The sequence below is a fragment of the Oceanobacillus halotolerans genome (assembly GCF_010993955.1).
Lineage (GTDB): Bacteria > Bacillota > Bacilli > Bacillales > Amphibacillaceae > Oceanibacillus_A > Oceanibacillus_A halotolerans.
In genome coordinates this window covers 122,442-148,637 of the sequence record NZ_WIXL01000007.1, presented here as the reverse complement: position 1 = coordinate 148,637, position 26,196 = coordinate 122,442, and the positions used below count along the sequence as shown (strand labels likewise).

At 38.1% G+C, this 26,196-nt stretch carries 23 protein-coding genes, 1 other RNA gene and 1 pseudogene; 8 read left to right on the top strand and 17 right to left on the bottom strand.

The annotated features are described in order from the left end of the window. Positions 1-26: 26 nt before the first annotated feature. From GHC26_RS10285 to sspL, 5 genes and pseudogenes are all read right to left on the bottom strand, one after another. Positions 27-995, bottom strand: a complete 969-nt coding sequence (locus tag GHC26_RS10285) for a phosphotransferase (protein ID WP_163971173.1) — start codon at positions 993-995, stop codon at positions 27-29. Between the two features lie 975 nt (positions 996-1,970). Further along, a pseudogene (locus tag GHC26_RS10280) lies at positions 1,971-3,405 on the bottom strand (DHA2 family efflux MFS transporter permease subunit). A gap of 287 nt (positions 3,406-3,692) precedes the next feature. Next, a non-coding RNA gene (ssrS, locus tag GHC26_RS10275) (6S RNA) lies at positions 3,693-3,877 on the bottom strand. A 53-nt stretch (positions 3,878-3,930) separates the two neighbouring features. Then, entirely contained in the window at positions 3,931-4,182 is a 252-nt protein-coding gene (locus tag GHC26_RS10270; protein ID WP_404821785.1) for a sporulation protein, read from the bottom strand. Positions 4,183-4,212: 30 nt separating this feature from the next. Continuing rightward, positions 4,213-4,347 (bottom strand): small, acid-soluble spore protein L, encoded by a 135-nt coding sequence (gene sspL, locus GHC26_RS10265; protein WP_163971172.1) that lies wholly within the window; start codon positions 4,345-4,347, stop codon positions 4,213-4,215. A 692-nt stretch (positions 4,348-5,039) separates the two neighbouring features. On the opposite strand from sspL, the gene GHC26_RS10260 reads away from it, so the two are divergent. Beyond that, the gene (locus GHC26_RS10260) at positions 5,040-5,525 is read left to right on the top strand and encodes a spore coat protein (RefSeq protein WP_163971198.1); all 486 of its coding nucleotides are present in this window, start codon (positions 5,040-5,042) and stop codon (positions 5,523-5,525) included. 273 nt (positions 5,526-5,798) lie between these two features. Here GHC26_RS10260 and GHC26_RS10255 read toward each other — a convergent pair whose 3' ends face one another. Beyond that, positions 5,799-6,338 carry a nitroreductase family protein gene (locus GHC26_RS10255; RefSeq protein ID WP_163971171.1) on the bottom strand — a complete coding sequence of 180 codons (540 nt, stop codon included), beginning with the start codon at positions 6,336-6,338 and terminating at the stop codon, positions 5,799-5,801. A gap of 114 nt (positions 6,339-6,452) precedes the next feature. After that, positions 6,453-7,886 carry a DHA2 family efflux MFS transporter permease subunit gene (locus GHC26_RS10250; RefSeq protein ID WP_163971170.1) on the bottom strand — a complete coding sequence of 478 codons (1,434 nt, stop codon included), beginning with the start codon at positions 7,884-7,886 and terminating at the stop codon, positions 6,453-6,455. Positions 7,887-8,305: 419 nt separating this feature from the next. On the opposite strand from GHC26_RS10250, the gene GHC26_RS10245 reads away from it, so the two are divergent. Genes GHC26_RS10245 through cydS form a run of 3 tightly spaced genes read left to right on the top strand, consistent with a single transcriptional unit; the run spans position 8,306 to position 10,780 of the window. Beyond that, positions 8,306-9,673, top strand: coding sequence for a cytochrome ubiquinol oxidase subunit I (locus GHC26_RS10245; protein ID WP_163971197.1), 1,368 nt, complete (start codon positions 8,306-8,308; stop codon positions 9,671-9,673). Continuing rightward, positions 9,670-10,710 (top strand): cytochrome d ubiquinol oxidase subunit II, encoded by a 1,041-nt coding sequence (locus GHC26_RS10240; protein WP_163971169.1) that lies wholly within the window; start codon positions 9,670-9,672, stop codon positions 10,708-10,710. Before GHC26_RS10245 ends, GHC26_RS10240 begins: the two co-directional genes overlap by 4 nt. Beyond that, the gene (gene cydS, locus GHC26_RS16215) at positions 10,703-10,780 is read left to right on the top strand and encodes a cytochrome bd oxidase small subunit CydS (protein WP_404821783.1); all 78 of its coding nucleotides are present in this window, start codon (positions 10,703-10,705) and stop codon (positions 10,778-10,780) included. The genes GHC26_RS10240 and cydS overlap by 8 nt, the downstream gene beginning before the upstream one ends. A gap of 68 nt (positions 10,781-10,848) precedes the next feature. On the opposite strand, the gene cydC is transcribed toward cydS, so the two are convergent. Then, entirely contained in the window at positions 10,849-12,582 is a 1,734-nt protein-coding gene (gene cydC / locus GHC26_RS10235) for a thiol reductant ABC exporter subunit CydC (RefSeq protein ID WP_163971168.1), read from the bottom strand. Beyond that, the gene (cydD, locus tag GHC26_RS10230) at positions 12,579-14,309 is read right to left on the bottom strand and encodes a thiol reductant ABC exporter subunit CydD (RefSeq protein WP_226376914.1); all 1,731 of its coding nucleotides are present in this window, start codon (positions 14,307-14,309) and stop codon (positions 12,579-12,581) included. Before cydD ends, cydC begins: the two co-directional genes overlap by 4 nt. Positions 14,310-14,629: 320 nt before the next feature. Here cydD and GHC26_RS10225 point away from each other — a divergent pair, with 320 nt between their 5' ends. Further along, positions 14,630-15,394 carry an NRDE family protein gene (locus GHC26_RS10225; protein ID WP_163971166.1) on the top strand — a complete coding sequence of 255 codons (765 nt, stop codon included), beginning with the start codon at positions 14,630-14,632 and terminating at the stop codon, positions 15,392-15,394. A 53-nt stretch (positions 15,395-15,447) separates the two neighbouring features. On the opposite strand, the gene GHC26_RS10220 is transcribed toward GHC26_RS10225, so the two are convergent. The 3 genes from GHC26_RS10220 to GHC26_RS10210 all read right to left on the bottom strand — a co-directional run bounded on the left by GHC26_RS10220 (position 15,448) and on the right by GHC26_RS10210 (position 18,754). Further along, positions 15,448-16,893, bottom strand: coding sequence for an MDR family MFS transporter (locus tag GHC26_RS10220; protein ID WP_163971165.1), 1,446 nt, complete (start codon positions 16,891-16,893; stop codon positions 15,448-15,450). Positions 16,894-16,945: 52 nt separating this feature from the next. After that, positions 16,946-17,812: a TetR/AcrR family transcriptional regulator gene (locus tag GHC26_RS10215; RefSeq protein ID WP_163971164.1), complete on the bottom strand. Its 867-nt coding sequence runs from the start codon at positions 17,810-17,812 to the stop codon at positions 16,946-16,948. Between the two features lie 183 nt (positions 17,813-17,995). Then, positions 17,996-18,754 carry an SDR family oxidoreductase gene (locus tag GHC26_RS10210; RefSeq protein ID WP_163971163.1) on the bottom strand — a complete coding sequence of 253 codons (759 nt, stop codon included), beginning with the start codon at positions 18,752-18,754 and terminating at the stop codon, positions 17,996-17,998. Positions 18,755-18,943: 189 nt separating this feature from the next. On the opposite strand from GHC26_RS10210, the gene GHC26_RS10205 reads away from it, so the two are divergent. Next, positions 18,944-19,552 (top strand): TetR/AcrR family transcriptional regulator, encoded by a 609-nt coding sequence (locus GHC26_RS10205; protein WP_163971162.1) that lies wholly within the window; start codon positions 18,944-18,946, stop codon positions 19,550-19,552. A 690-nt stretch (positions 19,553-20,242) separates the two neighbouring features. On the opposite strand, the gene GHC26_RS10200 is transcribed toward GHC26_RS10205, so the two are convergent. Genes GHC26_RS10200 through GHC26_RS10190 form a run of 3 tightly spaced genes read right to left on the bottom strand, consistent with a single transcriptional unit; the run spans position 20,243 to position 22,381 of the window. Then, complete coding sequence (locus GHC26_RS10200; RefSeq protein WP_163971161.1) at positions 20,243-21,184, bottom strand: nucleoside hydrolase; 942 nt, start codon at positions 21,182-21,184, stop codon at positions 20,243-20,245. A 42-nt stretch (positions 21,185-21,226) separates the two neighbouring features. Next, positions 21,227-22,120, bottom strand: coding sequence for a ribokinase (gene rbsK / locus GHC26_RS10195; RefSeq protein WP_163971160.1), 894 nt, complete (start codon positions 22,118-22,120; stop codon positions 21,227-21,229). A 24-nt stretch (positions 22,121-22,144) separates the two neighbouring features. Next, positions 22,145-22,381 carry a hypothetical protein gene (locus tag GHC26_RS10190; RefSeq protein WP_226376913.1) on the bottom strand — a complete coding sequence of 79 codons (237 nt, stop codon included), beginning with the start codon at positions 22,379-22,381 and terminating at the stop codon, positions 22,145-22,147. 270 nt (positions 22,382-22,651) lie between these two features. Here GHC26_RS10190 and GHC26_RS10185 point away from each other — a divergent pair, with 270 nt between their 5' ends. Continuing rightward, the gene (locus GHC26_RS10185; protein ID WP_163971159.1) at positions 22,652-23,428 is read left to right on the top strand and encodes an SDR family NAD(P)-dependent oxidoreductase; all 777 of its coding nucleotides are present in this window, start codon (positions 22,652-22,654) and stop codon (positions 23,426-23,428) included. 54 nt (positions 23,429-23,482) lie between these two features. Here GHC26_RS10185 and GHC26_RS10180 read toward each other — a convergent pair whose 3' ends face one another. Further along, positions 23,483-23,917 (bottom strand): universal stress protein, encoded by a 435-nt coding sequence (locus tag GHC26_RS10180; protein WP_163971158.1) that lies wholly within the window; start codon positions 23,915-23,917, stop codon positions 23,483-23,485. A gap of 367 nt (positions 23,918-24,284) precedes the next feature. Here GHC26_RS10180 and GHC26_RS10175 point away from each other — a divergent pair, with 367 nt between their 5' ends. Further along, the gene (locus tag GHC26_RS10175; protein WP_163971157.1) at positions 24,285-24,884 is read left to right on the top strand and encodes a class I SAM-dependent methyltransferase; all 600 of its coding nucleotides are present in this window, start codon (positions 24,285-24,287) and stop codon (positions 24,882-24,884) included. A gap of 356 nt (positions 24,885-25,240) precedes the next feature. Here the strand turns inward: GHC26_RS10175 and GHC26_RS10170 are convergent, their stop codons facing one another. Continuing rightward, positions 25,241-25,939, bottom strand: coding sequence for a CBS domain-containing protein (locus tag GHC26_RS10170; protein ID WP_163971156.1), 699 nt, complete (start codon positions 25,937-25,939; stop codon positions 25,241-25,243). Positions 25,940-26,196 lie beyond the last annotated feature (257 nt).

Below are 26,196 nucleotides of genomic sequence, written 5' to 3'. Positions count from 1 at the left end.
ACTGATTGAAGTTTCACTTTATCTTATTAATCTCTTATTCGATCTCCTTTTAAATGTAATAAAAATAATTCAAACACATTCTTACTCATCCAATTGGTACCCCGAATCATTTCTTCTTCAACCATTGTACCTAATAGCCATACTCTTCTAGTTGTAATGAGTAGTGGAATTGTTTTAAGAGCATCATCAGATAAAGGTCGTTGTGCAAGATATCCATTAAGAAAGGCTTCATAACTTGGCTTTTCGTCTGCTTGATAATTAGCATGCAAATTCCACCACGCTACAGCCACATCGTAAAGGCGATAGCCAATAGCACAATGATTAAATCCAAATACCTCCAACTTATTCTCATGCTTATGCATATGATGCGGATAAAAATTACCATGGCAAAATCCTACCTCGAGACTTTTTCCATCTAAGGTGGTTTTCAACTCATCAACCCTTTCATTCATTACCTGTACTGCACTTTCCCCTAAATATCGTTCGATCACAGGGGCTAATGATGCACATGGTTGATCCAACAAATAGTCTGTATCAATTTGAAATGCACGTTGATAATTGGATTCAAATGTCTGTGATGCGTTATGTAAATAACCAAGCGTATCCCCGATCAACCAGGCATTTTCTTCATTAACTGGTGGGCGTATTCCTTCTGCAAACGAAAATAAAACACCATAACGAACTCCTTCAGGTACTTGGATTTCACATATATAGGATCCGTCTTTTTTAGGAATGGGATAGGAAACAGGTAGTCCCGCTTGTTGTAAATGGAGAATGGCTTCCAATTCAAATAGGATAGAAGCTTCATCTCGGTAATCTTGTCGATATATTCTAAAAATATAACAATCTTCTTTTGTTGTAATTTTATATGTATCATGTGTGTGCCGCGACAACAGCTTACAATCCTCAATTGGTGCTAAGTCATATTCGACAAACACCTCTTGGATAGAACTAGGGTGAATAATACTATGTGCTATTTTCATAATGTGCTTCATATTTCCCTCCAGATTGTAAAATTATTGCTCCTAACCATTTCGTGACACTAGAAAATGTATCCTGCTTTTACATGAGAAAACTTGCTACTTGAAAAAATTTAGAGATAAAAAGCATCAAATAAGAGGGGATCTCGACTCCCTTTTGAAGACTTACAGGCTAATCTTGACATTGAAAGGCACGCCCGATTTACTTTTAGTATCCCCTCTTTTTGACTTTTGATCTGACATGCGTGCTCAGTTCACTTTTAGTGCGTGTTCAAAAAGGAGGATTAAAAGGACCGAGTCGGCTAAGGTCTCAGCCGTCCTGTTACAACGCCGACACTAGTACGTCCTGTACGTCGGAAGTTCGAGGCAGCGTAGCTTTGAGTAACGGACTTCCACAGGATGTGGTGACTTCTACGTTGGTCACAGGACGTGGACGGTTTTAGTAGAAGTTCCTTAGTTCGTTTAATACATGAGTAACGGAAAAGCAAGCTAACGAAGAAATTCGATGTGTCATTTTCACCGGACTTTTTGAACAACCTCTTTTACATCTTTTCTTTCTGATTTTTGTATCGACAAACATTCTCGATTCACTTTCACATCTCATCATGATAATTTGTGTACTGACAAGCACTTTCGATTAACATTCTTCCTCTCTTACCACTTATTTACAAACCGATCATATCATTTAATGCTTAAAATCAAGAACAAAAGCGCAAGCGCCTTGATCACCCCCGATTAGAAAACTAGGCTTTTCGCCGAGTTCTTATGGCAAAAGCCTTAGTTGCACTTATGCAGTAAGAACGTTTTGTTTCCTATCTGCCAAGTATAAACCAAGCCTCGACGTGGCGTTTTTTGCTCGTAATGTGGATTGACTTATGACCTCGAGGGGGTAGGCGCTGGAGCTGGACATGGCCTTTCCTATATAAGACAGTAATGAGGCCAACTTTTTATACTTACTCCCTAACGTGCAAAAAAAATCGTTAAGCCTCTTTAGGCATAACGATTTTTTCTTTTTTCTAATTCTAATTCTGTTTTGGCTACCCTAGCACGATCTTCAGCTGGCGTTGAACGCTTAATATAAAAAGATAATACGAGTGCAACCGCCGTTAAAAAAGTTGCTACATAAAAAGCAATGTTAACGCCGCGAATCATATCATTCGGATTTGTGCTTGCACCAGTATCCAGTTGGGTTGCCGTCATTACGGTGATTAAAATAGCTGTTCCAATGGAAGCTGCTACCTGGCGCATCGTATTGTTCATCGCTGTACCATGTGGGATAAGACGTTTTGGTAACTGATTCAACCCAGCTGTAGTTACAGGCATCATGACCATCGACATCCCTAACATTCGTATCGTAAATACAATCGTTAAATAAGTTAAAGACGTATTAGCTGTTAGATTAGTAAACATAAACGTTGTTATCGTCATGATGCTTAGACCAATAATCGCTAAATAACGAGCTCCTATCTTATCAAATATCCGACCAGTTAACGGAGACATCATTCCCATTATTAGAGCCCCTGGCATGATCATAATACCTGTTTCAAATGCAGAGAATCCTGCCATTTTTTGCATATAAATTGGTAAAATCGTTTCTGAACTAATTAATCCCATGAACACAATCATCCCAATAACGGTCGTAATCGTGAATATTTTATTTTGAAATACCCGAAATTCTAAGATAGGCTGCGCTAACTGAAATTGTCTTAGAATAAACGAAACTAAGGATATGGGTCCAATCACAAGTGGGACAATAACATATGGACTAGACCATCCATAATCACCAGCACTACTAAAGCCAAATAATAACCCACCAAAACCGATGGTAGATAAAATGATAGAAGGAATATCCACCTTTTGGGAATGTTCGCTCTGTTACATTTTTCAACACAAAGTAGGAAATGATGATATCAATAATCGCCAAAGGCAAAATGATATAAAAAAGAGCTCTCCATGGGTATTGCTCTACAATCCACCCAGAAAGAGTTGGGCCTATAGCTGGTGCAAACGATATAATTAACCCTACCGTTCCCATTGCAGTACCTCTACGTTCCACTGGAAAAATTAATAAAAAGATCGTCATCATTAAAGGAAGCATAATTCCAGCACCAGCAGCTTGAACGACCCTCCCCGTCATTAACAATGAAAAATTAGGGGAAATTGCACAAATAAGTGTTCCAACTGCAAAAATGCTCATTGCAGTTAAAAATAATCTTCTTGTCGTAAAAGTTTCAATTAAAAAAGCTGTTATTGGAATCATAATACCATTAACGAGCATAAAAATTGTTGTTAACCATTGTGCCGTATTCTCCGTAAGATGTAAATCTTCCATAATTGGTGGAATAGCAGTAGCTAACAACGTTTGGTTTAAGATTGCTAAAAACGCTCCAGCTAATAGCACAGCAACAACCGGAAGCTTATTCATCTGATTTATATTTTCAGAATTACTCACAATCCACACTCCCTTCGACGCATAGCACGTGCTAGTACTGGCGTTGTGATTGACGTGACGGTCTATAGCCAATAGTCAAATAGGTCGATCTATACTTTCTGGCCTGCTAAAGAAATACAGTGTACTGAAATTATATGGAAGATTCACCTGAAAAGCAATATTTGAAATTTTTTGGGCAAGCCTTTTTTTCCAAGGTATATGTAGTTTAAACAATTTAAAAAACCAGCCTCTCTTTAGAGAAACTGGTTTCATTATCTAAGTAAGTAGCCACAATTGCCGTATTTGTTAATAAAAAGTTTTAAACCACCACTTCACAAAGTGGGTGTTTGCAGAAACTTTCCTGTCTTCCGCTCACAGACGGCACGACATTAGAGTTCCAATGTAAAACTCCCTATTATCCAATTAGAGGTTAAAACTTAATTAAATACGAACATCGTAGCTTGTACTTATATACTATATCTTTTCCCATTAGATTTCAATGGTAATTTTAACCTACTGTTAAAACAGGAGTTCATATACCTCGGTTAGCTCTTTTACACGAATATCATTTTCTACATTTTTTGCATATCTCAATTCTCGTTCTAACATACTATCCAAATATTCCATTTCCTTGTCATCCAACGCTGTGACAAACTCTTCTTCACTTTCATAGTCATGATTTTCGATTTTTTCCACTATTTCTTGACATAAGTCATGTTCCATATAATTAGATAACGATTCCCGTAAGTAGTTTAACGTATTATCGATGATATTCACCCTCTATCAAAGAAAATTTCACGTTTAAATTTTGGTATTTTTCTTTTTGGCACGTTGTTCTAATTGAGACTTTGGACGTTGGTTTGCTCGATCTTCAGATAACCCTTGTGGATTAACACTAGAATGTTCTTGTCTATTTCGATTATTTTTTTTACTCATCAAAACACCTCCATCCCTATTATTTCTCTAAGTCATGACTTTATCCAAGGTTCTTTTCGTATACTTTGTTGTATTCTACGTCGCATAATCCATATTATGTGCAATAGTTAGGATATGCACATTGCTTCGCTACGGAAAAACACTACGCTTTCCGCGGGGGAGTGGTGAGCCTCCTCGGGCTAGCGCCCTGTGGGGTCTCACCTATCTCCTACTTCCCGCAGGAGTCTTCGTGTTTTTCCTTCGCTGATGTGTGCTGTCCTCTTTCTAATCATTGCTATTGCTAATATACTAGTTGATTGGAGTGTAGGACTGTCGACTCCTGCAGGAACAGCACGCATCTAGACCTGAGCAGGAAGTGGTTTTCTTCCGAGGAGGCTGAGGCCGTGCTTGCGGTTAAGTAGACACTGTGAAACGTAAAGTTTGAACAGATGTCGCACTTATGCCCATGGTGAAAGCGAAATTTATTTCCGTAGCGGTATTCATAGATAAAACTATTGCGCATAATCCATCTTATATGCATGACGTTTCATACTAGAAAGCAACAATCTTTTAGAAAACAGCCTATTCCAAAAAGGATTGCTTTCTCAACTTCACCACTGACAACTGCCTAATTTGTTTTGTACTTGTTTCGTACTTGAACCAAATGAATATAGTATAATTGACTAATTTTAGGAGGGATACGTATGGAACAAATGGATAACAAACAACATTTAGCATGGCACGAAACACTTGAAATACATGAGTTGGTTGCATTTCAATCAATTGGATTAATGAAATTAAAAAAGTCAATTAAAGATATACAAGATAATAACCTCAGAACCATTTATGAAAATTCTATTAAACAACTTGAACAACATATTGGAGAACTCCTTCAGTTCTATTCGACTGCACCACGAGAAAAGGATCAAGACGAGGAATTTCGTCAAGTTAGTACTGATTTTTTTGCTGGGGATTTATTGGCTTTTTGCAAAACAGCAGTCCGTAATTATGCGATAGCCATAACGGAAACGGCGACCCCAGTACTCCGTCGAACATTGAATAATCATTTACAAAACGCGATCAAGAGTCATGAGCAAATTTTTAATTATATGTATCAAAAAGGCCTATATCCATCCTATGATTTAGGTGAGTTACTAAAAAGCGATCAAAAACTGGCAAATAAAGCACTAAACATGTAAGTCTAAAAGAACAAGACCTAGAAGTACTAAGCACGCCACATCCCTATGTCTAATTCCCGTTGTTTTAGTTTGTCCAAAGGTCTATTTTAGCAGATAGGAAAGTATAAAAAATTTTCCTACTGTATAAGTGCAACTAAGGCATTCGCTCGTCCTTTAGCGAATGTGTTCGTTTTTCTTATACTTGGGACATTAAAATTTTAGCAACGTCGAGTCTTCTTCTTAGCTAAAATGTTATACTTTCCTAACGTGAAAAAAAGGAGAGAAGTGTCACCACTACTCTCCTTTTTCATTAGATACAGATTCATAAAAAACAACTTGGTCCCGAGGTGTATGCTTCTTAGGTTTAGGCTCTTCTTTCGGATATCCTAACCCTAATCCTGCAACAACGTGATCTTCCTCAGGTATGTTCAAAAGATTTCTAACATAGGATTCTCTTTTCTCTGACTCCCGTTCATCATGCGCATTATATACTGCTCCAAATGCTGAACCTAACCCCACTTCGACAGCCTCAAGCCAAATAAAGGCACAAGCTATCGAAGCATCCTGCAGCCAATACTTACTTATGTGTGACTTTCCAGTAACAACAATAGCTGCAGGAGCTTGTTCCAACCATTTCATATAAGGGGTTGTTTTTGCTAACTGGTCCAAGGTTTTACGATCTTGCACAACAATGATATTCTTTGAAGGTAAATTATTTCCAGTTGGTGCAAAAACGCCCGCATCTACCACTTTTTCTAATACGTCACGTTCAATCTCCTGTTCAGTATATGCAGTTATTTCACGTCTTGCTTGAATAGCATCAAACACATCCATTCTATCGCTCCCTTTCATATAAAGTTTATCACTAATAACAAATTATTCCAATGTGTTTACTTTGAATAGAAAAACGAAAAACGACTACAATAATGTAGCCGTTTAAGATACTGTTTATTTCGTAGTTATGGACTTAATATCGTCAACCCCAGGTCGAGAGTTTTTAACAAAAAATGCTAATATCAATCCAATGATGGCTGCTACACCTGCAACAATAAAGGACACATTCACACCATGGATCGCGCCACTAACTCCTTCATCTGGAATCGCATTATTTGTCATAACGGTTACTAATAGCGCAGTTCCTACTGCACCAGCAATTTGTCGCATCGTATTGTTCATTGCTGTACCATGTGGCATTAAATTAGATGGAAGCTGATTTAATCCTGCTGTGGTTACTGGCATCATAACCATCGCAACCCCTAGCATACGAACTGCATTTACCGTAGCAATATATGCAAAGGTTGTTTCAATACTAATGACCGTAAATAGAAACGTTGTAATTACAACAATGGTTAACCCAATAATAGCCAGCCATCTTGCACCAAATTTATCAAATAGTCTTCCTGTAATTGGATTCATTAACCCCATCAAAATGGCACCTGGTAGTAAAGCAAGTCCTGATTCTAATGCAGAGAACCCAAGCATGTTTTGCATTAATAATGGAAGGATTACCGCACCACCAATCATCGCGATAAACACAACCATACCAAGTGCAGTCGTTAATGTAAATATCGTATATTTAAATATCCGAAATTCTAGTATTGGATGATCTAATTTTAGCTGTCGGTTAATAAATAAAATAAGTGTAATAGCACCGACAATTAACGATGCAATAACAGGTGTACTTCCCCAACCAGTTCCACCAGCTGAACTGAAGCCATATAATAATCCACCAAACCCTAAGGTAGACAAGATAATGGAAATAACATCCACTTTTGGAAAGGTTTGTTTTGTAACATTTTTTAAAATGAAATAAGCAACAATAATATCTATTATTGCGATCGGTAAGACAATATAAAATAAACTACGCCACGGGAATTGATCCACCAGATACCCAGATAAACTTGGTCCAATTGCTGGTGCAAACGCAATGACTAATCCAAACATCCCCATAGCTGTTCCTCGTTTTTCAATTGGATAAACCAAAAATAAAATGGTCTGCATCAATGGCAGCATAATTCCTGCGCCAGCTGCTTGTGCGACTCTTCCTACCATTAAAAAGGAGAAATTTGGGGATAGGGCACATATTAGCGTCCCAATCGCAAAGAAACTCATCGCACTAAGAAATAATCCCCTTGTTGTAAACCGTTCGATTAAGAATGCCGTGATAGGTATCATAATTCCATTTACAAGCATGAAGATAGATTGTAACCATTGGACCGTATTCTCATCTAAATTCAAATCTTCCATAATAGGCGGTAATGCCGTACCTAACAGTGTTTGGTTGAGAATTGCCACAAAAGCTCCTGAAATTAACACCATCATGAGTGGTCCACGATTAACAGTGGTAGGGTCTGTTTGTTCTTGTGTCTGTTGATTAACCATCTTTTTTTCCTTCTTTCTATTAAATCACCTTAAAATATACTCATTTTATCGATACCCCAGAAAACACTTATTATGACAAAATATAATCGTAGTTGATGACTAGGATTTTGATACACAATAATTCATACTATCACATTCCACTTCATGCGAAAAGAAATTGGTTTGTAGATGTAATGAATATGACGAATAAACACTGAAGACATACATAGTCCCATTATAGATTTACACCCTGCCGACAAAATTCGGGTAGTGACAGGCACCTTTTGTTATAAAATTGTCATAAGATTGGGGTGCCAGGGAGGGTGTTCGAGGTTAAAATAGGTTAATAAGATGGTTATAGTGAAAACTCATATTACAGACTTTTCAAGTACCTAGCGGATATCACTATGCCATCGATTCCAGGATTATTCAAGGAATCAATGTTAGTTCATATAAAGGAGAGATGGCATGTGTTTTTTGACGACCCGGTAATTAGCAGTCGGATGTTGACCTTGCTCACCCTGTCATTTCATATCATTTACGCCACGATTGGTGTTGGAGTACCCCTTATGATAATGATTGCGCAATGGGTAGGCATCAAGAAGAACGACCAGCATTATATTCTTTTAGCAAGACGGTGGGCACGTGGATTTGTTGTAACCGTTGCTGTCGGGGTAGTAACAGGTACAGCGATAGCACTGCAATTATCCCTCTTATGGCCGAATTTTATGGAACTGGCAGGGAACGTCATTGCACTCCCATTATTTATGGAAGTCTTTGCATTCTTTTTTGAAGCTATTTTCCTTGGAATTTATTTATATACATGGGATCGATTTGAAGATCAGCGCAAGCATTTAATGCTATTGATTCCCGTTGCTATTGGTGCAGCGATGTCTGCATTTTTCATCACAACCGTTAACGCTTTTATGAACGCACCACAAGGGTTTGAAATGGTGAATGGAGAATTGGTCAATGTCAATCCTTTAGCCGCCATGTTTAACCCAGCCACTCCAACAAAAATTGCACATGTTATATCAACAGCGTTTATGACATCAGCGTTTGTGCTTGCTTCCATTGCAGCATTCCGTTTAGTTAAAGGTTCGAATCACGATTACCATAAAAAAGCACTCTTTTTAACAATGAAAGTCGGGCTTGTTTTTTCTATAGCAACCGTAATAATAGGTGATTTTTCTGGAAAATACTTAGCAGAATACCAGCCTGAAAAACTCGCTGCTGCTGAATGGCATTTTGAAACAGAAGAACATGCACCACTCATTTTGTTTGGGATATTAAACGAAGAGTATGAAACTAGGTATGCAATAGAAATCCCATCCGCATTAAGTATATTGGCACACGGAAATCCATCAAGAGAGGTAATTGGGCTGAACGAGTTTCCTGAAGAAGAAACTCCTCCCCTATTTATCCATTATCTTTTCGATCTTATGGTAATGATTGGGATGTTTATGATTGGCTTGTCCTTATTCTATTGGATTGGCGTAAAACGAAATTGGTCATTTATTCAAACCAAACCATTTCGCTGGCTTCTCGTTCTAGGCGGACCATTATCACTCCTTGCAATTGAAGCTGGCTGGTGGATGACAGAATTTGGGCGTCAGCCATGGATTCTTCGTGGAATCATGACGACAAGTGAGGCTGCTACAACTAGTGATCACGTCGGGATAATGTTTATTCTGTTCGCTGGTCTTTATGCGATTCTTGGAATTGGTACAGTTGTGATTTTGACACGAATGTTTCGCCATCATCCCGTGGAAAAAGAACTTGCCAAACAAGGTGGTGGAGCCAAATGAGCCTTGAAATTATAGGAATCTCGGTACTCTGGACATTTTTATTTGGTTATGTCATTGTCGCATCCATTGATTTTGGTGCAGGATTTTTTAATGCCTATAGTTCGTTTACTGGAAAAAAACATATCCTAACAAAAATTATTCAGCGCTATCTATCACCTGTCTGGGAAATTACCAACGTATTTCTCGTATTCTTTTTTGTGGGTATTGTAGGCTTTTTTCCTAAAACCGCATTTTACTATGGAACAACCTTACTAGTCCCTGTCAGTATTGCCATCATCTTGCTGGCTATTCGCGGCTCCTACTACGCTTTTGAAACATATGGTTCAAAGGGCCATCGTGGATATGCCTTTATGTATGGATTATCTGGATTATTCCTGCCAGCTTCCTTATCCGTTGTTTTAACCATTTCAGAAGGCGGATTTATAACCATGGTAGATGGTGCTCCTGTTTTAGATTACTGGGCTTTATTCACAAGTCCTTTAACATGGAGCATCGTTGTATTAAGTGTCACTGCTGTCCTATATATATCAGCTGTCTTTCTTACATGGTATGCCAACCAAGCTGGGGATAAACATGCAGCCAATCTGCTGCGAAAATACGCTTTATTCTGGTCGTTACCAACCATTATTACAGCAGGTGGGATTATTTATGAGTTGCGCTTTCATAATGAAGCACATTTTGAGCAGCTCATGAATGTCGGATGGATGTTCGGCATCTCCTTTCTATTATTTATCGGTACCGTTTGGCTCATATGGAAACGACGTCATTATGGGATTGCATTTGGACTGTTAGTTGGCCAATTTGCATTTGCGTTTTACGGCTATGGGATTTCCCATTATCCGTATTTACTGTACCCCCATTTAACGATTTATGATGGGTTCACAAATGAAACAATGGCCATATCGTTAATTATAGCGTTCTTAGCAGGGTTTCTATTACTGATACCTTCTCTTTATTTAGTGTTACGTCTGTTCCTGTTTGATAAAGATTATGTAAAGGGATTGTCTGAAACGAAAGGTGGGAGCCAGAATGAATGATTTCCTAATATTTATCGCTCCAATACTGGTCTTAATCGCTGCCATCATCATCGCCTTCCGCATCGCATAGGTGCCTGTCACCACCCGAAATTTGTCGAAATAAAAAGAAGCAAGCACTTGAAATCTGCTCGCTTCTTTTTACATGGTAAAGACATCTTTTTCGATTTGTTTCAATTCATATAAATATCCTTTTTTGGTCATTAACGTTTTATACGACCCTTGTTCAACGATCCGTCCCTGCTCCATCACAATAATTTGATCCATCTGCTCCAGACTAGTTAATCGATGACTGACCAATACGAGTGTGTTTTCATTTGCAGCTTCTCGGAAATGCTGAAAAACTGTCTGCTCTGTTACTGCATCAATGGAAGAGGTTGGCTCATCCAATAACCAAAGACTGGCCTTTCGTAATAGCACCCTTGCTATCGCTAGCCTCTGCTTTTCTCCACCGGATAAATTTTCACCTTTCTCTAGAACAGCATCATCTAACCCTACATACTCAAGCTCCACTTTGTTTAATATACGTTTCATCTCATCGTCACTTGCGCGCTCATTTGCAAGTAGCAAATTCTCCCGTACGGTTCCATAAAAGAAATGATTCTTTTGGAGAACGACATTCGTATGAGACCATAATGTCTCTTCTTGTATCCTGTCTATATTTTGCTTATTGAAAAAAATTGCTCCTTCTGTCGGGGAATACATCTGCAGCAGCAAATACAATAAGGTTGATTTACCGGAACCACTTGGTCCTACAATTGCTGTTTTTGATCCAGGTGGTATGGTTACACTAACATGATCAATGGTTGGACGTGGATCATTTGGATACGAAAATGAGACATTTTCCATTTTCACTTCTATCCCCTCACCATCCGCAAAAATAGATTTCCTTTCTTCTCGTTCATCCACTCCCTCTTGTAAAGGTTCTTTTTCCACTACGGAAAACAATCGGGTTGCAGCTTGGCGACTATCTTCTAGGTGGCTCGGCAAAACAGCCATTGCACCTGTATTTTCAAATACTGTTAACGAGATCATAACTAACATTGCCAAGAAGATGCCATCCAATTGTCCTTCCGCTACATAAAAAGCTCCTAGTGCAATGACAAACCACGACACAAGAAATGAAACTAACTGATTTACAGACTCCCCCAAGATATGCTGGGTACTTTCTTTTTCCTGTTCTTGAATATAGCCATCTGACATACGCATCAATTGCTTTTTCTTTTGCCCTAATTGCTGATATAACTTTAAATCACGAAAACCATATAAGAACTCAGTTACCTCTGTAGACAGATTTCCTCGACTCTTCCGTACATGCTGGTCCACTTTCCGCTGTCTCCAAGCAAAAAATACTGGAATGACAAACGATGTCAAGACCATTCCAATCAATAATATGAACGCAATAGCAACTGAGAAGTAAGCAGTAAAGAAAATCGTACTTAAGAAAACGATCACTAACACAATTGGTGGATATAAAACACGTAAGAAGAAATTCTGCAGTGTTTCCACATCGCCGACAATTCGTGCTAATAAATCTCCACTTCGATAACGTTGAAAAATGGTAGCAGCTAACGGCTCCAGCCGCTTGTAAAAGTAAACGCGAATATGACTTAAGAGACTAAAGGTTGCACGATGGGAGAAATAACGTTCTCCATAACGACTAAACGCTCGAGTCATTCCCAATAGCTTTACACTGGCAATGACAATAGTCAACGTATATAAAGGGGGTGCTAATGCTGCCTTGGAAATTAAATACCCACTTGAGGCGAACAATCCAACAGCAGCAAGACCTGTAACGACACCAAAAAGAATGGAAAGCAAAATATCCTTCTTCTCGGTCATGACTAAACTTATGACATATAAAAGTTCCTTCACGTGATCGCACCTCCCCGCTGGATTGTTACCATCTTATGATAGGCCCCCACTTGCTTAAGTAACTCCGAATGTGTACCAACAGCTAACAGTTTCCCATCTTCCAAAAACATAATCTGATCAGCTTGCTGAATCGTATGAAGACGATGCGCAACCGTGATCATCGTTGCTTCTTTTGCTAGTTCTGCTATAGACACCTGTAAAATACGTTCAGTTTCCAGGTCAAGGCCTGTTGTTGGTTCATCAAATAACACGACAGATGGCTGTTTGAGAAACGCTCTTGCTAATGCAATTCGCTGTTTTTCGCCTCCTGATAACCCTCTTCCCCCTTCACCAATTGTCGTATCCAGACCCTGATCTAGTGACACAACAAAACGCATGATGCCAGCTTTTTCTGCTGCTCTTTGCACCTCATGGCGAGATGCCTTTCTGGTTGTCCCAATTGAAATGTTTTCTTCAATCGTTCCCGAAAAGAGATAAGGATCTTGTGAAATATAACTTATTGCATCAAACCAATCTGCTTCCTGATAAATAGAGCGAGGTCTATCATTGATGAAATAATCCCCTTCCATTGGTGTCACAACTCCAGCTAATACTTGGAGCAATGTCGTTTTACCAGAACCACTTTTTCCAACAATTGCAACTTGCTGATAGGGCAAAATATCTGCACGAATCTGCTGTAATGCAAATCCTCCCTCCTGATATTGAAATGATACATTCTGTAGACTAAGTTTTGGAGGCTGTACAGCCGTATCCAGTTGTCGATTTCCCCAACTAACCGCTTCATCAGACAGCTCTAATTCAGCTTGTATTTTTTCGGCTGCTCCCATACTTCCACGGCCTGCATGAAAAGCGTTCCCTAATTCTTTTAAGGCTGTATAAAATTCAGGCGCAAGCACCAGCATAAAGAAAGCTGTAAAAAAGGAAATATCCTGGAATATAATAAGCCGAATAGCCACTTCAAGTGCTATAAGTCCCATACTAAGCATGGATATTAACTCAAGCATTAATGAATTGGTAAAAGCAACTTTCAAAACATCCATGGTCGCTTCTTTAAAACCATTACTCGCCTTTTCTATTGACTTTTCCTGTTGCTTCGATCTTCCAAATAACCTCAAGGTCATAATCCCTTGCAATGTATCTAAAAACTGCCCCGAAAACGAAGCCATTTCATCCATTTTCTCGACAGACTTATCATTGGTTTTCTTACCAATTAAGAACATAAACAGTGGAATGAATGGAGCAGTAATCAAGATAATAATACCTGTATAGATATGCTGTGTGAATGCAACGATCAGTATAATTAATGGAATGATAGAAGTTTGAATAACCTGTGGAATATAGGTTTTAAAATAACTGTCCAGTTCATCTACGACATCCATTACAAGACTAACCCGCTGTCCAGATTGACCTTGTAAGGCTGCTTGAATTGGATTCTTGGTATAATGGCGAATGAGACTCTCTCGAATATGCTGTTTTGCTTGACTGGCTAGTTGAATGCCCATTTTCCCATTCACAAAATGAAAGACAGCTCGGAGCAGTAATACGACAAGTAAGCCAATTAACAATGGGATAATTGCTTGAAAACTTTCCTGCTGCAAAAAAACATGATCAACAATGGCTACCATATAATACGCTTGCATGACAATTGCTAATCCAGTTAATAGTGCAAACAAAATAAGAGGATATAACAATCTCTTTTGCCGAATGACTAAATCCTTTAATTGCACGCCAATACACCTTCTCATTATCGCTTATTGTAAAAATACTTTCGCATAAGTATACAGTATCACCGCGTTATTCGTAAATCATAAGAGCACCGTCTAGGATAACTGTCGATTTTCCGTCAAAATTAAAAATGACCCAAGGAAATTTTATCCTTGGATCGTATTGGAAAGTTGTGGATACATATGCTGTTGGCAAATTTGCTGGATTTGTTATAACTGAATTTGAATCCATGCTAATAGCAGTAATATGGTAAAAAGCAACAAAAGTGATTGAATTGCATGTATAATAAAGAATAATGAATTAAAATAAAGGGGAAATAACGATGTGCTTAATTAATCTACATTTTCAGGATCATCCAACTTATAAATTGATTGTTGCCGCAAATCGGGATGAATTTTACAAACGGCCGACTGCACCTGCACATTTCTGGGAAGATGAGCCAAACATATTAGCTGGACGTGATTTAGAGCATAAAGGAACATGGCTCGGAATAACAAAAAGTGGACGCTTTGCAGCATTAACCAATTACCGGAATCCGAAGCAGCCAATAAAAGGTAAGATATCCCGTGGTGCGATTGTCCGAAATTATTTGTCTGGCCACGATGCACCAGAAGATTATGTTAAAACACTTCACAAAAACAAGGATAACTATGTAGGATTTAATGTAATTGTCGGCACCCCAGACCAATTAGTGTACTACAATAACATTCAACAGGGGATCACCACTTTGTCACCTGGTACTCACAGCCTTAGTAATCAATTTTTAAATACGCAATGGCCTAAAGTCGTAAAGGGAAAAAATATGTTGCATACCTATGTGAAAAACAATGATCAGCTGCATGCAGATGCTTTATTTGAAATCACATCAGATGCAGAAGAAGCGCAGGATGATGAATTGCCACAAACAGGAATTGGAATCGAATTGGAACGGAAATTATCACCTCTATTTATCCAAACACCTGATTATGGAACTCGATCTTCCACAGTGGTTTTGGTTGACCATCATAATCGTGTAACCTTTATAGAACGAACGTTTCAACATGGCCAATTTGAGAAAGAAGCATCCTTTTCTTTCGATATACAATAACTCCCCGTCAACCTTCCTCTTGTAAAGGAAGTGATGGGGAGTTTCTATAACAGTTATGCTTGTTGTGCCTCTTTGCTTTCAACCGTTTCCTCTTTTGCTGTTTCTATATTTTTGGGCTTAATAAAGAATGTCATGACAAGACCAATAATTGCAAACATACCAGCCACTATAAATGATACGTTCACCCCATGTACAAGTCCCTCTACACCTTGATCTGGTTGTGAACTAGTTGTCATTACCGTTACGAGTAATGCAGTCCCAACCGCACCTGCTACTTGCCTCATCGTATTATTCATTGCTGTACCATGTGGAATCATCGTTGAGGAAAGCTGATTTAAGCCTGCTGTTGTCACTGGCATCATGACCATCGCAACCCCTAACATCCGAATAGCATTTACCACTGCAATATACGTAAAGGATGTGTCAGCACTAAGAGCGGCGAACATAAAGGTTGTCACAACAACAATCGAAAGACCGATAATCGATAACCACCTAGCTCCATATTTATCAAACAACCTACCTGTAATAGGGTTCATTAAGCCCATTACAGCTGCACCAGGTAACAATGCAAGACCTGACATCATTGGCGAAAAACCTAACATATTTTGCATGAGTAATGGTAAAATGACAGCTGCTCCAATCATGACGATAAATACAATCATCCCAAGTGCTGTCGTTAACGTGAATATTTTGTTCTTAAACACTCGAAATTCTAGAATCGGTTGTTCTAACTTCAATTGTCTAGTAATAAACCAACTTAATGCAATCGTTCCAATGATTAAGGAGCCAATCACTTGCCAGTTTACCCAACCCATATCACCAGCAACACTAAAGCCATACAATAGACCGCCGAATCCAAACGTCGATAAAACGATTGATAATGGATCAATTTTGGGGAATGTTCGTTTCGTAACATTTTTAAGAATATAATACGCTACAATGATATCTACAATGGCAATAGGTAAAACGACATAGAATAGGCTTCTCCATGGATAATGCTCTACAAGCCAGCCTGAAAGTGTAGGACCAATTGCAGGGGCAAATGCAATGACTAACCCAAACATCCCCATTGCCGCACCGCGTTTTTCTATAGGGAAAATCAGAAATAGAATCGTTTGCATGAGTGGCATCATAATCCCAGCACCAGCCGCTTGTAAGATTCTTCCTACCATCAATAATCCGAAACTGGGCGCAATCGCACAGATCAAAGTACCAAAAGCGAATGTAGTCATTGCTGTTAAGAATAACCTTCTTGTTGTAAAACGGCCAATTAAAAAGGCTGTTATTGGTATCATAATTCCATTTACCAACATAAAAATGGATTGGAGCCATTGTACTGTATTTTCTGTCAATCCTAAATCATGCATAATTGGTGGCAGTGCTGTACCTAATAAAGTTTGATTTAGAATTGCCACAAAGGCACCCGAGATTAATACAATCATAATTGGTATTCGGCTGATTGGTTGATTACTCGGTGTATTGTCTACGTTTTCCCCCATATGTTTCCCTCTCTTCTCATTTTTTCATGGTGTACCGTAAAACCTGCCCATTTTAAAGCTTTCCACTGTGATTAATAAAAATATTTTCTAAGATTATCACTTGTTCTTCCAAACTTTTTTCTGTTTTAAGATACGTAAAGAGTGCTTCGATTAAGAATGATTTTGGCTTTTCCTTGATTAATTCTTCCTGTAGTGCATGGACAGCATCTAATAATTTTTGTTTATCAACCGTAAGTACAGAAGAGCTTTCAATATCTTTCTGTACCTGTTCTAAACGTTTTTTTAATTCTGCTTCAACATTGATCTTCTCTAGATGGACAGTTTCCTCTACTAATACTGGTTCCATTTCGTCTAAAGACTCAACGATTGCATCAATACTCGAAACAATAAAATCAGCTAATTTAGGAATCGAAATATTTTTTTGTTGAAATATCACAAATATAATATATTCCTTTAACATCCCTCTTAGAATGACGACAAGGTCAAATATAAATGGGTTAATAGCACTTCCATAGGCATCTAATAAGCGTTTGCGGTGATTTTCCATTAAGGAAGTATTTAACTTCTTCATAATTGCAGTAATATCTTCGTTTTCATTTGGTGGAAAATCACGAAATAGTACCGTGAAAAACTCACGATTAGCAAACCATTCTTCTAATTCAGCCTCAAGGTTTTGCTTCATCATTTCTTTTTTTGATAAATTGGTAGATGTATTTTTAGAAGTAGCATGTTCTAATATTTTTTCGTAGTATTGATTTAAAATTGTAATGAGGATATTTTCTTTTGATTGAAAGTGTTTATAAAAAGCACCCTTTGAAATTCCTGTTGCTTGTGCTATTTCTTGAACTGAGGTTTGATGAAAACCTTTTTTGGAAAATAAATGGGTGGCTTGATTCATTAATTCTGTTCGTTTACTCATCTGAATCCCCCTAAAGACCAGTAAGTCATATATGTAACCAATTGGTCATGTTGTATAGATTATTAGGTTTTATCTAAATTGTCAATACATAAATAAACTCCCTACATAGTGGAAACCTTTATTTCACTATGTAGGGAGAGCCACAAAATTTCTATTAACTTTATCAAACTTCACCAATATTATCTAATATGCCAACCATCCAGCATCTACTCGAATCACGTCTGCATTAACAAAGGACGCATCATCAGACGCAAGGAAAAGAGCAATATTGGCAATTTCTTCAGGTTCACCACTTCTCGGATTTGCACTTGCTCCAATAGTTGCTCGTTCCATCCCAAATTTATTCGGATCCGCCATAGTCGTACCAATGTTCGTATTAACACCACCTGGTGCAATAGCATTACAACGAATTCCTTTAGTTGCATATTGGAACCCAACATTTTTTGTGAATCCTACTACTGCATGTTTGGAAGCTGTGTACGCTGCACCTGCTCTCGAACCAGCAAGTCCTGCTGCTGATGCGATATTTACAATCACTCCACTTTCTTTTTCCATAAAAATAGATAATGCTTTACGTGTAGCACGCATGACACCAGATGTATTAATACTTAAAACTCTGTCCCATAACTCATCAGTCAAGTCACCAGCAGGGACCATATTATCCATAATACCTGCATTATTAACTAAAATATCGAGTGTCCCATATGTATTAACTGCTTCATCAATCATATGTTGGACATCATCTTCTTTTGCTACGTTCGCAACAACCGCTTTGGCTTTTCCACCATCTGCTTCAATATCTTGTACGGTTTGATTCGCACCTTCTTCGTTAATATCAGATACGATAACACTTGCGCCTTCTTTGGCATACAACTTTGCAATTTCTTTTCCCATTCCGGATCCTGCTCCAGTTACAACAGCGACCTTTCCTTCTAACCTCATACATTTTCCTCCTTTTTGAAATCGTTTTCACTTTTGTCAAAAACGTTTGTATAATCTGACTTCTATTTATAGTATAATTCTACTAAGGAGTCCTATCAATAAGCAAATAAACTCTATTTTGTTCAATAAGCATCAATCTTTGGTAGTTTTGTATAATAATAGGTAAATAAAGGACAGGTGAAGGGATATATGTCGACTAATGTTTCGAATTGCAAAGATCGAAGGGTTCTTCGTACACAAAAGCAATTAAAAGACGCACTCCTCATTCTTATGGAACAAAAACCTTTCCAGGCCATTTCGATTTCAGAAATTGTCCAACAGGCAGATGTAAATCGTGGAACATTTTATAACCATTATCAATACAAAGAAGAATTACTAGAAGCCATGATTGACGATGTGTTGGAAGATTTAGTCAATGCTTATCGGCAACCATATCAAAATATAGATAGGTTTGATATCTCCACTCTATCTACTTCTGCTATTAAAATTTTTGATCACGTACAAAGCCATGCAACCTTTTATTCCTTAATGCTTACATCCCCAGACTTACAAGAGTTACAAAATAAACTAGGTGATGTCATAAAAAATCTACTATTACAAGATTTATTAATCAATAACCATCAATCCAACCTAAAAAGCGAGTTTTTGGCAAGTTACCATGCACATGCACTACTTGGGCTGATCATTGAATGGGTTCAAGGAGGGTTCCGTTATTCCTCTAAATTCATGACAGAGAAGTTATTAGAAATTATCCAGGGAAAGAATAGTAGAAAAGTATTTAAAACGTCTATTACGTAAACTAAAATAAAGGCACTTTTCGTATACTTTGTTGTTTTTACGCATAATCTATATTGTGCGCAATAGTTTTAATATATTTCCTTATCATCCTTTATAGGATGAGTGCTCAACCACCGCAGCGGAAAACACTCGCTTTCCTCGGGGAACGCTTCAGCCTCCTCGCGAGCAAAGTACGCTCGCTGTGGGGTCTTCAGACTGTTCCTTTTCCCGTAGGAGTCTCGCATTTTCCGCAGCTTGGAATAGCTTCCCAACAATTATTAGGCTGACCATAACTCCATAAAAACGATTACTATAAATAATGACTTAGCCAAAAACATATCACAAGCGTAGGAAATATACGGAGACTCCTGCAGTTCGTCGGCTAACGTCGGTCACGTCCTGTGACCAACGCCGACACTAGAACGTCCTGTTCGTCGAAGAGGCATAGGTGAGACCCCTAAAGACGAGTAGCACGAGGAGGCTCAACAGCCACCCGCGGTAAAGTAGACACTGTGAAACGAACAGTTGAACAGATGTCGCACTTATGCCCATGGTGAAAGCGAAGTATATTTCCGTAGCGATTTTCATAGCTAAAACTATTGCGTATAATACATCTTATATGCAGGATGTTTCATACTTGAAAGCAACACGCTTTTATAAACTTTGCAATAAAAACCCCCAAGACATTTCTAACCATCTTGGGGTATCATTCTATTTATTTTCGTTTACTCGCAGTGTCTCTATAAATAAATCAATAAATCGCTTATGATCTACATCTAAGCAAATTTCCACATTCGGCTCTTTTCCTAAGAGGTTGCGAAAGTCACATACCGTTTGCCCGTAGCTTATTTCTCCTTTTGTCTCCACATCAACGTAGTAGGTCTCTGTTTCCACCAATGTTGGATCAATGACCACTCCAACCGTTAATGGATCATGTAAGGCACAGCCTTCTAAATCGAACTTTTTACGAGCCATCTCCCTGTAAATTTCTGTACTTTGCATGACAAACTCGTAATATTTCGTTCCCTTTAATTGCTCGATACGTTCCTTTGTAAGAAACGCCTTTAAGGTTACATCTAAACTAACTAATTGAATGCGAAGACCAGAATGAAATACCATCTTAGCAGCCTCTGCATCAGCATATATATTAAATTCAGATGTTGGTAATGTATTCCCTTTGCCACCTTCTGACACAAGACCACCCATTACGACTACTTTTTTGACCCAATCTGATAACCTAGGCTCCTTTTGTACAGCTAAGGCCAAATTGGTTAAAGGACCGACCATAATAAGTGTGAGCTCTCCTTTGTGTTTACGAGCCTGTTCAATGATGAAATCAGGTGCATACATATCCTCATTTTTTGCTACTTCCATATCCTGCAATGCTCCACCTAATCCATCTTCTCCATGAACATGAAATGCATAATGTGTCGAGCGCAAAATTGGCTGATGAGCACCTTTATAAACAGGAATCGTATTCATGTTATCAAATAACTGCAATACCTTTTTCGTGTTCGTTACAACCGTATCAATTGGAACATTTCCATTTACAGCTGTTACTCCGAGTATATCTAATTGTTTACTTTCTGCTGCTAAGAGAATGGCTAATGCATCATCAATTCCTGTATCGACATCTAAAATAACCTTTTCCAATATGATCGCTCCTTAGTTAATACCCACGTAAAATAGTAGGGTCTACTCTTGATTTTGTTCTTTGATAAATTTTTCAACTTCTTCTTTGGTTGGCATGCCACCTTGTGCACCTACTTTTGTAACAGAAATGGCTGCCGCAGCATTAGCTTTATAAATAGCTTCCTTCAGCGAGGCGCCTTCTCCAAGAGATCTTGCCAATGCACCATTAAAGGTATCACCTGCACCAGTGGTATCTCTCACCTCCACTTGAAAGCTTGGTATTGTAAATTGCTGTCCACCATCAATATAATCAACGCCATGTTCGCCTTTGGTAATAATTTGTTTATCAAGAATCGATTGAATCCCACTATGTTCTTGCATTGCTTGTGCTTCAATTTCATTTGGAGTTACATATGTTGCACCTTTTAGAAGTGCATCTGGTAATTCCTGATAAGGTGCAGGATTTACAATAACAGGAACCCCATAACTAGAGGCAAGTTCAACCGTGTGTAAAACCGTTTCTATTGGAATTTCTAATTGCAGTAACACCATATCACTTTGTTTAATCAGCTCTTGATATTGGTCAACAAGTTCTGGCGATACAGTTTTATTTGCACCAGATGCCACAATGATACGGTTATCCTGTTCAGAAAGAATAATATTGGCAACACCTGTTGAGGCTTCGTTGCTACTTACTATTCCATCTACATGAATACCTTCTGTTTTTAAATGGTTTAAAAGGGATGTTCCAAACTCATCTTGCCCAACAGCTCCAATCATATGGACGTTCGCCCCAAGTCTAGCAGCAGCAACTGCTTGGTTCGCTCCTTTTCCGCCAGGATATGTTGCAAAATCCCCACCTAATACAGTCTCGCCCTGTTTTGGCATTTTTGTCGTCGTAATAGTCAAGTCCATGTTGATACTACCGATTACACAGACAGTTGCTTGTTTCGTCATTTCATACTTCCTCCAATAGTTTGATTACATGACATATATAAGAAAGACAATTAATGATAACACAATGGTAATACTATAAATCCATAACAGCCTAGGTACATTTGATGATAATGATTGTGTTTCATATTCATGTGAGCGCTTCAATTCATTTTCGACCGTATCTTCGTGTTCATACTGCTTTAATTTCTTTTCTTCCTGTTTAAAAACATACATTGTTCCAATTAAGGCAATCAGAAATAAGACAACCAAAAAAATGATCAATTCAACACTAACGATTGAGATAACCTCCTACCCAAATGAAAAATCGGTACTTACTCTTATTTTAAGAGATTCCCAGTGAAATTGCCATATCAATTGGAAGATTCATGGATTAAAATCCTGACTCCTATACTCAAGATACAATTAGAGGTTATTATCACTTAAAACTTCCTTCACTATTTTTCTACCATAGATAGACATAATTGATAGATAATTCTATCAACTTACTATACTATTATATTAAATCTTTTTTATTCTAAAGGAGGAGATACAATGACAACACGTTTTACGAATAAAGTAGCACTTGTAACTGGGGCAGCATCAGGGATTGGTTATGCCATCACAAAGCAGTTAATAAACGAAGGAGCGACTGTTGTTGGTGCTGATCTAAATGAAGAAGGATTACGTCAGCTTGAGTCACAATTAAAGGATAAATTTATTGGTGTAAAAGCTGATGTAACCAAGGAAGAGGACCATGAACAACTTGTTTCAAAGACTGTTGGGCAGTTTGGAAAGCTAGATTTTGCGTATAACGTTGCTGGTGCTAGTAAAGCCGGCGTTATTACAGATCTTTCCAAAGAAGATTGGAATTTCACAGTGGATCTCGTATTAAATGGTGTATTCTTAGGTATGAAACATCAAGCACGCCAAATGAAAAAGCAAGAGTCTGGTGGAGCGATTGTGAATGTTTCATCCCTTAATGCACATGTACCAATGTATTCTGGAGCTGCCTATACCTCGGCAAAAGCTGGTGTGGAAATGTTAACGAAAAATGGCGCACTAGAACTAGCTCGACACAATATACGTGTAAATGCTATTTTACCTGGCTTGGTAGATACCCCATTAACCGAAGGGTTTAATTCGAATGCTGAAATAAAAGAGGCATTTATGGAAAGAATTCCAATGAATCGCGCTGCCGATCCAAAAGAAATTGCAGCACCAGCACTATTTTTGGCTAGTGAAGAAGCTAGTTATGTAAATGGTGCAAGTTTATTAGTAGATGGTGCCTGGGCAGTCAGTGGATATCCAGATTTAAGCCGTTGGTTCTAAAAACAATTTGGAGGTGTAGTACCCATTTCATACTACACCTCCTTTTTATACTAACTATTTAATGATTAAAATCGGGCAATGGGCATGTTGGACGATATGATTGCTGACACTTCCTAAAAATATTTTTTTCACTCCGCCAAGTCCACGACTACCAACCATGATTAGATCGATTTCATTTTCCTCTGCATACTCACAAATTTTTCGGCCTGCATTGCGTTGATAATAGTCAATCACAACTTGTGTGTAAATCGTAATATCCTCTTTTTCGAACGCTTCCTCAATCTTACCCATCTCTGGTTCTAATTGCTCTGCTATTTGTAGTTCAATACTTAATGCGACACCAATATTGGTTGTTGGCCCAGCTTGTGTCACAACAGATACGATATGAACCTCTGTTTCTGGTACTCCTTTGGCTTGTAGCTTGGCCTCTTCAAGGGCCTCTTTACTCAAATCCGAACCATCATAGGCTACTAAAATTTTTCTTTTCATAACAAGCACTCCCCCACAATAGATTAAGGAAGGTTCTACTTCCTACTTCTATTATACTACTAATTGGTACTACCAAATTTGAACCTTCTATAACAAATAGATTATAACTACAGTTACTACGCTTAATTTATGAATTATGCATTAAGATTTATACTTAAAGGTTCTTTTCACACACTTTGTTTTTTTCTACGGAGCATAATCTATATAATGTGCAGTAGTTTTATCTATAAAAAACCGCTACGGAAATCAACGGTTTAGTTTACTGGTATAATCTATCAAATACGTATTAAAAAAGAATAATCTTTTAAAACAGCCTTGCAAAATATATCTAATTTTATATAAGCTATAATGAAAAGGAGTGAATAAGATGTCAAAGGAACTCTGGAATAACCGTTTTTCCGAAGAGGGGTATGTTTACGGTACACAAGCTAATCCCTTCATCATAGAGAAAAGTGACATAATTCCCAAAGCGTCTGAGATTGGCTGTTTTGCAGAAGGAGAAGGACGAAATGCCGTTCACCTAGCCAAACTCAGTCATCACGTAACAACGTATGACCAATCTAAGGTAGGCCTGCAAAAAACGAAGCAATTAGCTACCCATCATAATGTAGATGTCAATACGATAGAAATGGACTTAACAGCCGAAAAAGCGCCTATTAAACAATATGATGCTGCTGTTTTAGTGTTTGGCCATGTACCGAAACAGAGTCAACACTTTTTCATCGAAAATATTATTCAATCTGTAAAACCTGGTGGTTATGTGATATTGGAGGTATACTCAGAAGAACAAATAACGTATCAAACAGGTGGACCACCTACTGTTGATAATTTATATTCTCCTATCGATATTCTTTCTTGGATCAAGCCATATCAATGCCTTCATTTTTACTATGGAGAAGCAGAACGAAGTGAAGGAACACGACACACTGGAGTTGGCCATGTTATCCAAGCTGTTATCAAACGATAAAGTGCAACTTCAATCAGTCCTACCAGAACATTGTCAGCCTGCCAGTTAACATGTAAGAACAATAGCTAGAAGCGCCTTGATCACCCCCGATTAGAAAACTAGGCTTTTCTCCAAGTGGCGAAAACCTTAGTTGCACTTATGCAGTAAGAAAGTTTTTCTTATCTGCCAAGCATAAGCCAAGCCTCGACGTGGCGCTTTTTGCGCGTAATGTGGATTGACTTATGACCTCGAGGGGGTAGGCCCTGGAGCTGGACGTGGCTGTTCCTGTATATGAACAAAATAAAGCCAACTTTTTATACATTCTTATCTTTTAAAATAGGCACGAAGACGGAAGATGAGTATACGTCTTCGTGCCGCTAAGGTATTTCTAAAATATCCCATGCTGTAATTATTCCCTCTAATTGAGTTGATGGATTTCCATCTTCTGTAATGAGTAATGCTTCAAAGCGATTCCCTTCCGTAACTTGTTCTCTAAAATATGCAACTGCTTCATATACTGGTGTATCACGGTTGATAAACCGATAATTATCTTTTTCCTCATGTTCTAAAACATCATCCAATGTAATGGTTTCTGTAGGCAATTGTTTATGCCTCGCATGTGTTGCCATCCAATTGGTTACCCCTTTTTGCGTAATTAACCCTTTAAACTCCTTCCCATCATAAATCGGAAACTTAGAAAATGCTTTTTTGTGAACGATTTCTAATAAACTTGCTAATGAATCTTCTGCTTGAAAGGTATACACATCACTTTTAAATAAGGGAATCACCTTTTTTGGTTGGGTAAGCTCCCGTTCGATTTCCTCTATTTTTTCGACAACCGAATCATGTGGCTCCGCGATTGCATAAGCCATATCCACTTTATTGTGTACAATAGCATTTCGTAATGCAGCAAATTCTAATAAATCATCGCAATAGCGATTAACAATTCCGTTTACCTGACTTAATAATTTCACAGCACGAGCAAACCCAATATCTTTTCGGTTATATACCAAAGACTTTAATATCTTTTCTATTCGTGTAAATGTCGTAATAAACTTTTCTGAATTAGAATACATGCACAGCTCTCTCCCATTTGAATATATGTCTATCCTTAGCATAACCATTTTCTAGTATAATTGAAACATATTAGAAACCAAAAGCGCGGTGATGTAGTGTTTTTGCAAAAGCTGCTTTTTAAAATATTGTTGCTTTTTCAAATATGAAGCTTAATGAATAGTGAGGTTATACTGCGAAGTAACTAACCACCATGGAAATACACGATTTCGGAAAATTGGATCAAGTAGTCTTCTCTTTTACACAATCGATTATGAAA

Excerpts from the sequence above, each read along its gene's own strand:
- GHC26_RS10285 (WP_163971173.1), bottom strand. The coding sequence starts at position 995 with ATGAAGCACATTATGAAAATAGCACATAGTATTATTCACCCTAGTTCT.
- sspL (WP_163971172.1), bottom strand. The coding sequence starts at position 4,347 with ATGAGTAAAAAAAATAATCGAAATAGACAAGAACATTCTAGTGTTAAT.
- GHC26_RS10260 (WP_163971198.1), top strand. The coding sequence starts at position 5,040 with ATGGATAACAAACAACATTTAGCATGGCACGAAACACTTGAAATACAT.
- GHC26_RS10255 (WP_163971171.1), bottom strand. The coding sequence starts at position 6,338 with ATGGATGTGTTTGATGCTATTCAAGCAAGACGTGAAATAACTGCATAT.
- GHC26_RS10250 (WP_163971170.1), bottom strand. The coding sequence starts at position 7,886 with ATGGTTAATCAACAGACACAAGAACAAACAGACCCTACCACTGTTAAT.
- GHC26_RS10245 (WP_163971197.1), top strand. The coding sequence starts at position 8,306 with ATGTTAGTTCATATAAAGGAGAGATGGCATGTGTTTTTTGACGACCCG.
- GHC26_RS10240 (WP_163971169.1), top strand. The coding sequence starts at position 9,670 with ATGAGCCTTGAAATTATAGGAATCTCGGTACTCTGGACATTTTTATTT.
- cydS (WP_404821783.1), top strand. The coding sequence starts at position 10,703 with ATGAATGATTTCCTAATATTTATCGCTCCAATACTGGTCTTAATCGCT.
- GHC26_RS10225 (WP_163971166.1), top strand. The coding sequence starts at position 14,630 with ATGTGCTTAATTAATCTACATTTTCAGGATCATCCAACTTATAAATTG.
- GHC26_RS10220 (WP_163971165.1), bottom strand. The coding sequence starts at position 16,893 with ATGGGGGAAAACGTAGACAATACACCGAGTAATCAACCAATCAGCCGA.
- GHC26_RS10215 (WP_163971164.1), bottom strand. The coding sequence starts at position 17,812 with ATGAGTAAACGAACAGAATTAATGAATCAAGCCACCCATTTATTTTCC.
- GHC26_RS10210 (WP_163971163.1), bottom strand. The coding sequence starts at position 18,754 with ATGAGGTTAGAAGGAAAGGTCGCTGTTGTAACTGGAGCAGGATCCGGA.
- GHC26_RS10205 (WP_163971162.1), top strand. The coding sequence starts at position 18,944 with ATGTCGACTAATGTTTCGAATTGCAAAGATCGAAGGGTTCTTCGTACA.
- rbsK (WP_163971160.1), bottom strand. The coding sequence starts at position 22,120 with ATGACGAAACAAGCAACTGTCTGTGTAATCGGTAGTATCAACATGGAC.
- GHC26_RS10185 (WP_163971159.1), top strand. The coding sequence starts at position 22,652 with ATGACAACACGTTTTACGAATAAAGTAGCACTTGTAACTGGGGCAGCA.
- GHC26_RS10180 (WP_163971158.1), bottom strand. The coding sequence starts at position 23,917 with ATGAAAAGAAAAATTTTAGTAGCCTATGATGGTTCGGATTTGAGTAAA.
- GHC26_RS10175 (WP_163971157.1), top strand. The coding sequence starts at position 24,285 with ATGTCAAAGGAACTCTGGAATAACCGTTTTTCCGAAGAGGGGTATGTT.
- GHC26_RS10170 (WP_163971156.1), bottom strand. The coding sequence starts at position 25,939 with ATGTATTCTAATTCAGAAAAGTTTATTACGACATTTACACGAATAGAA.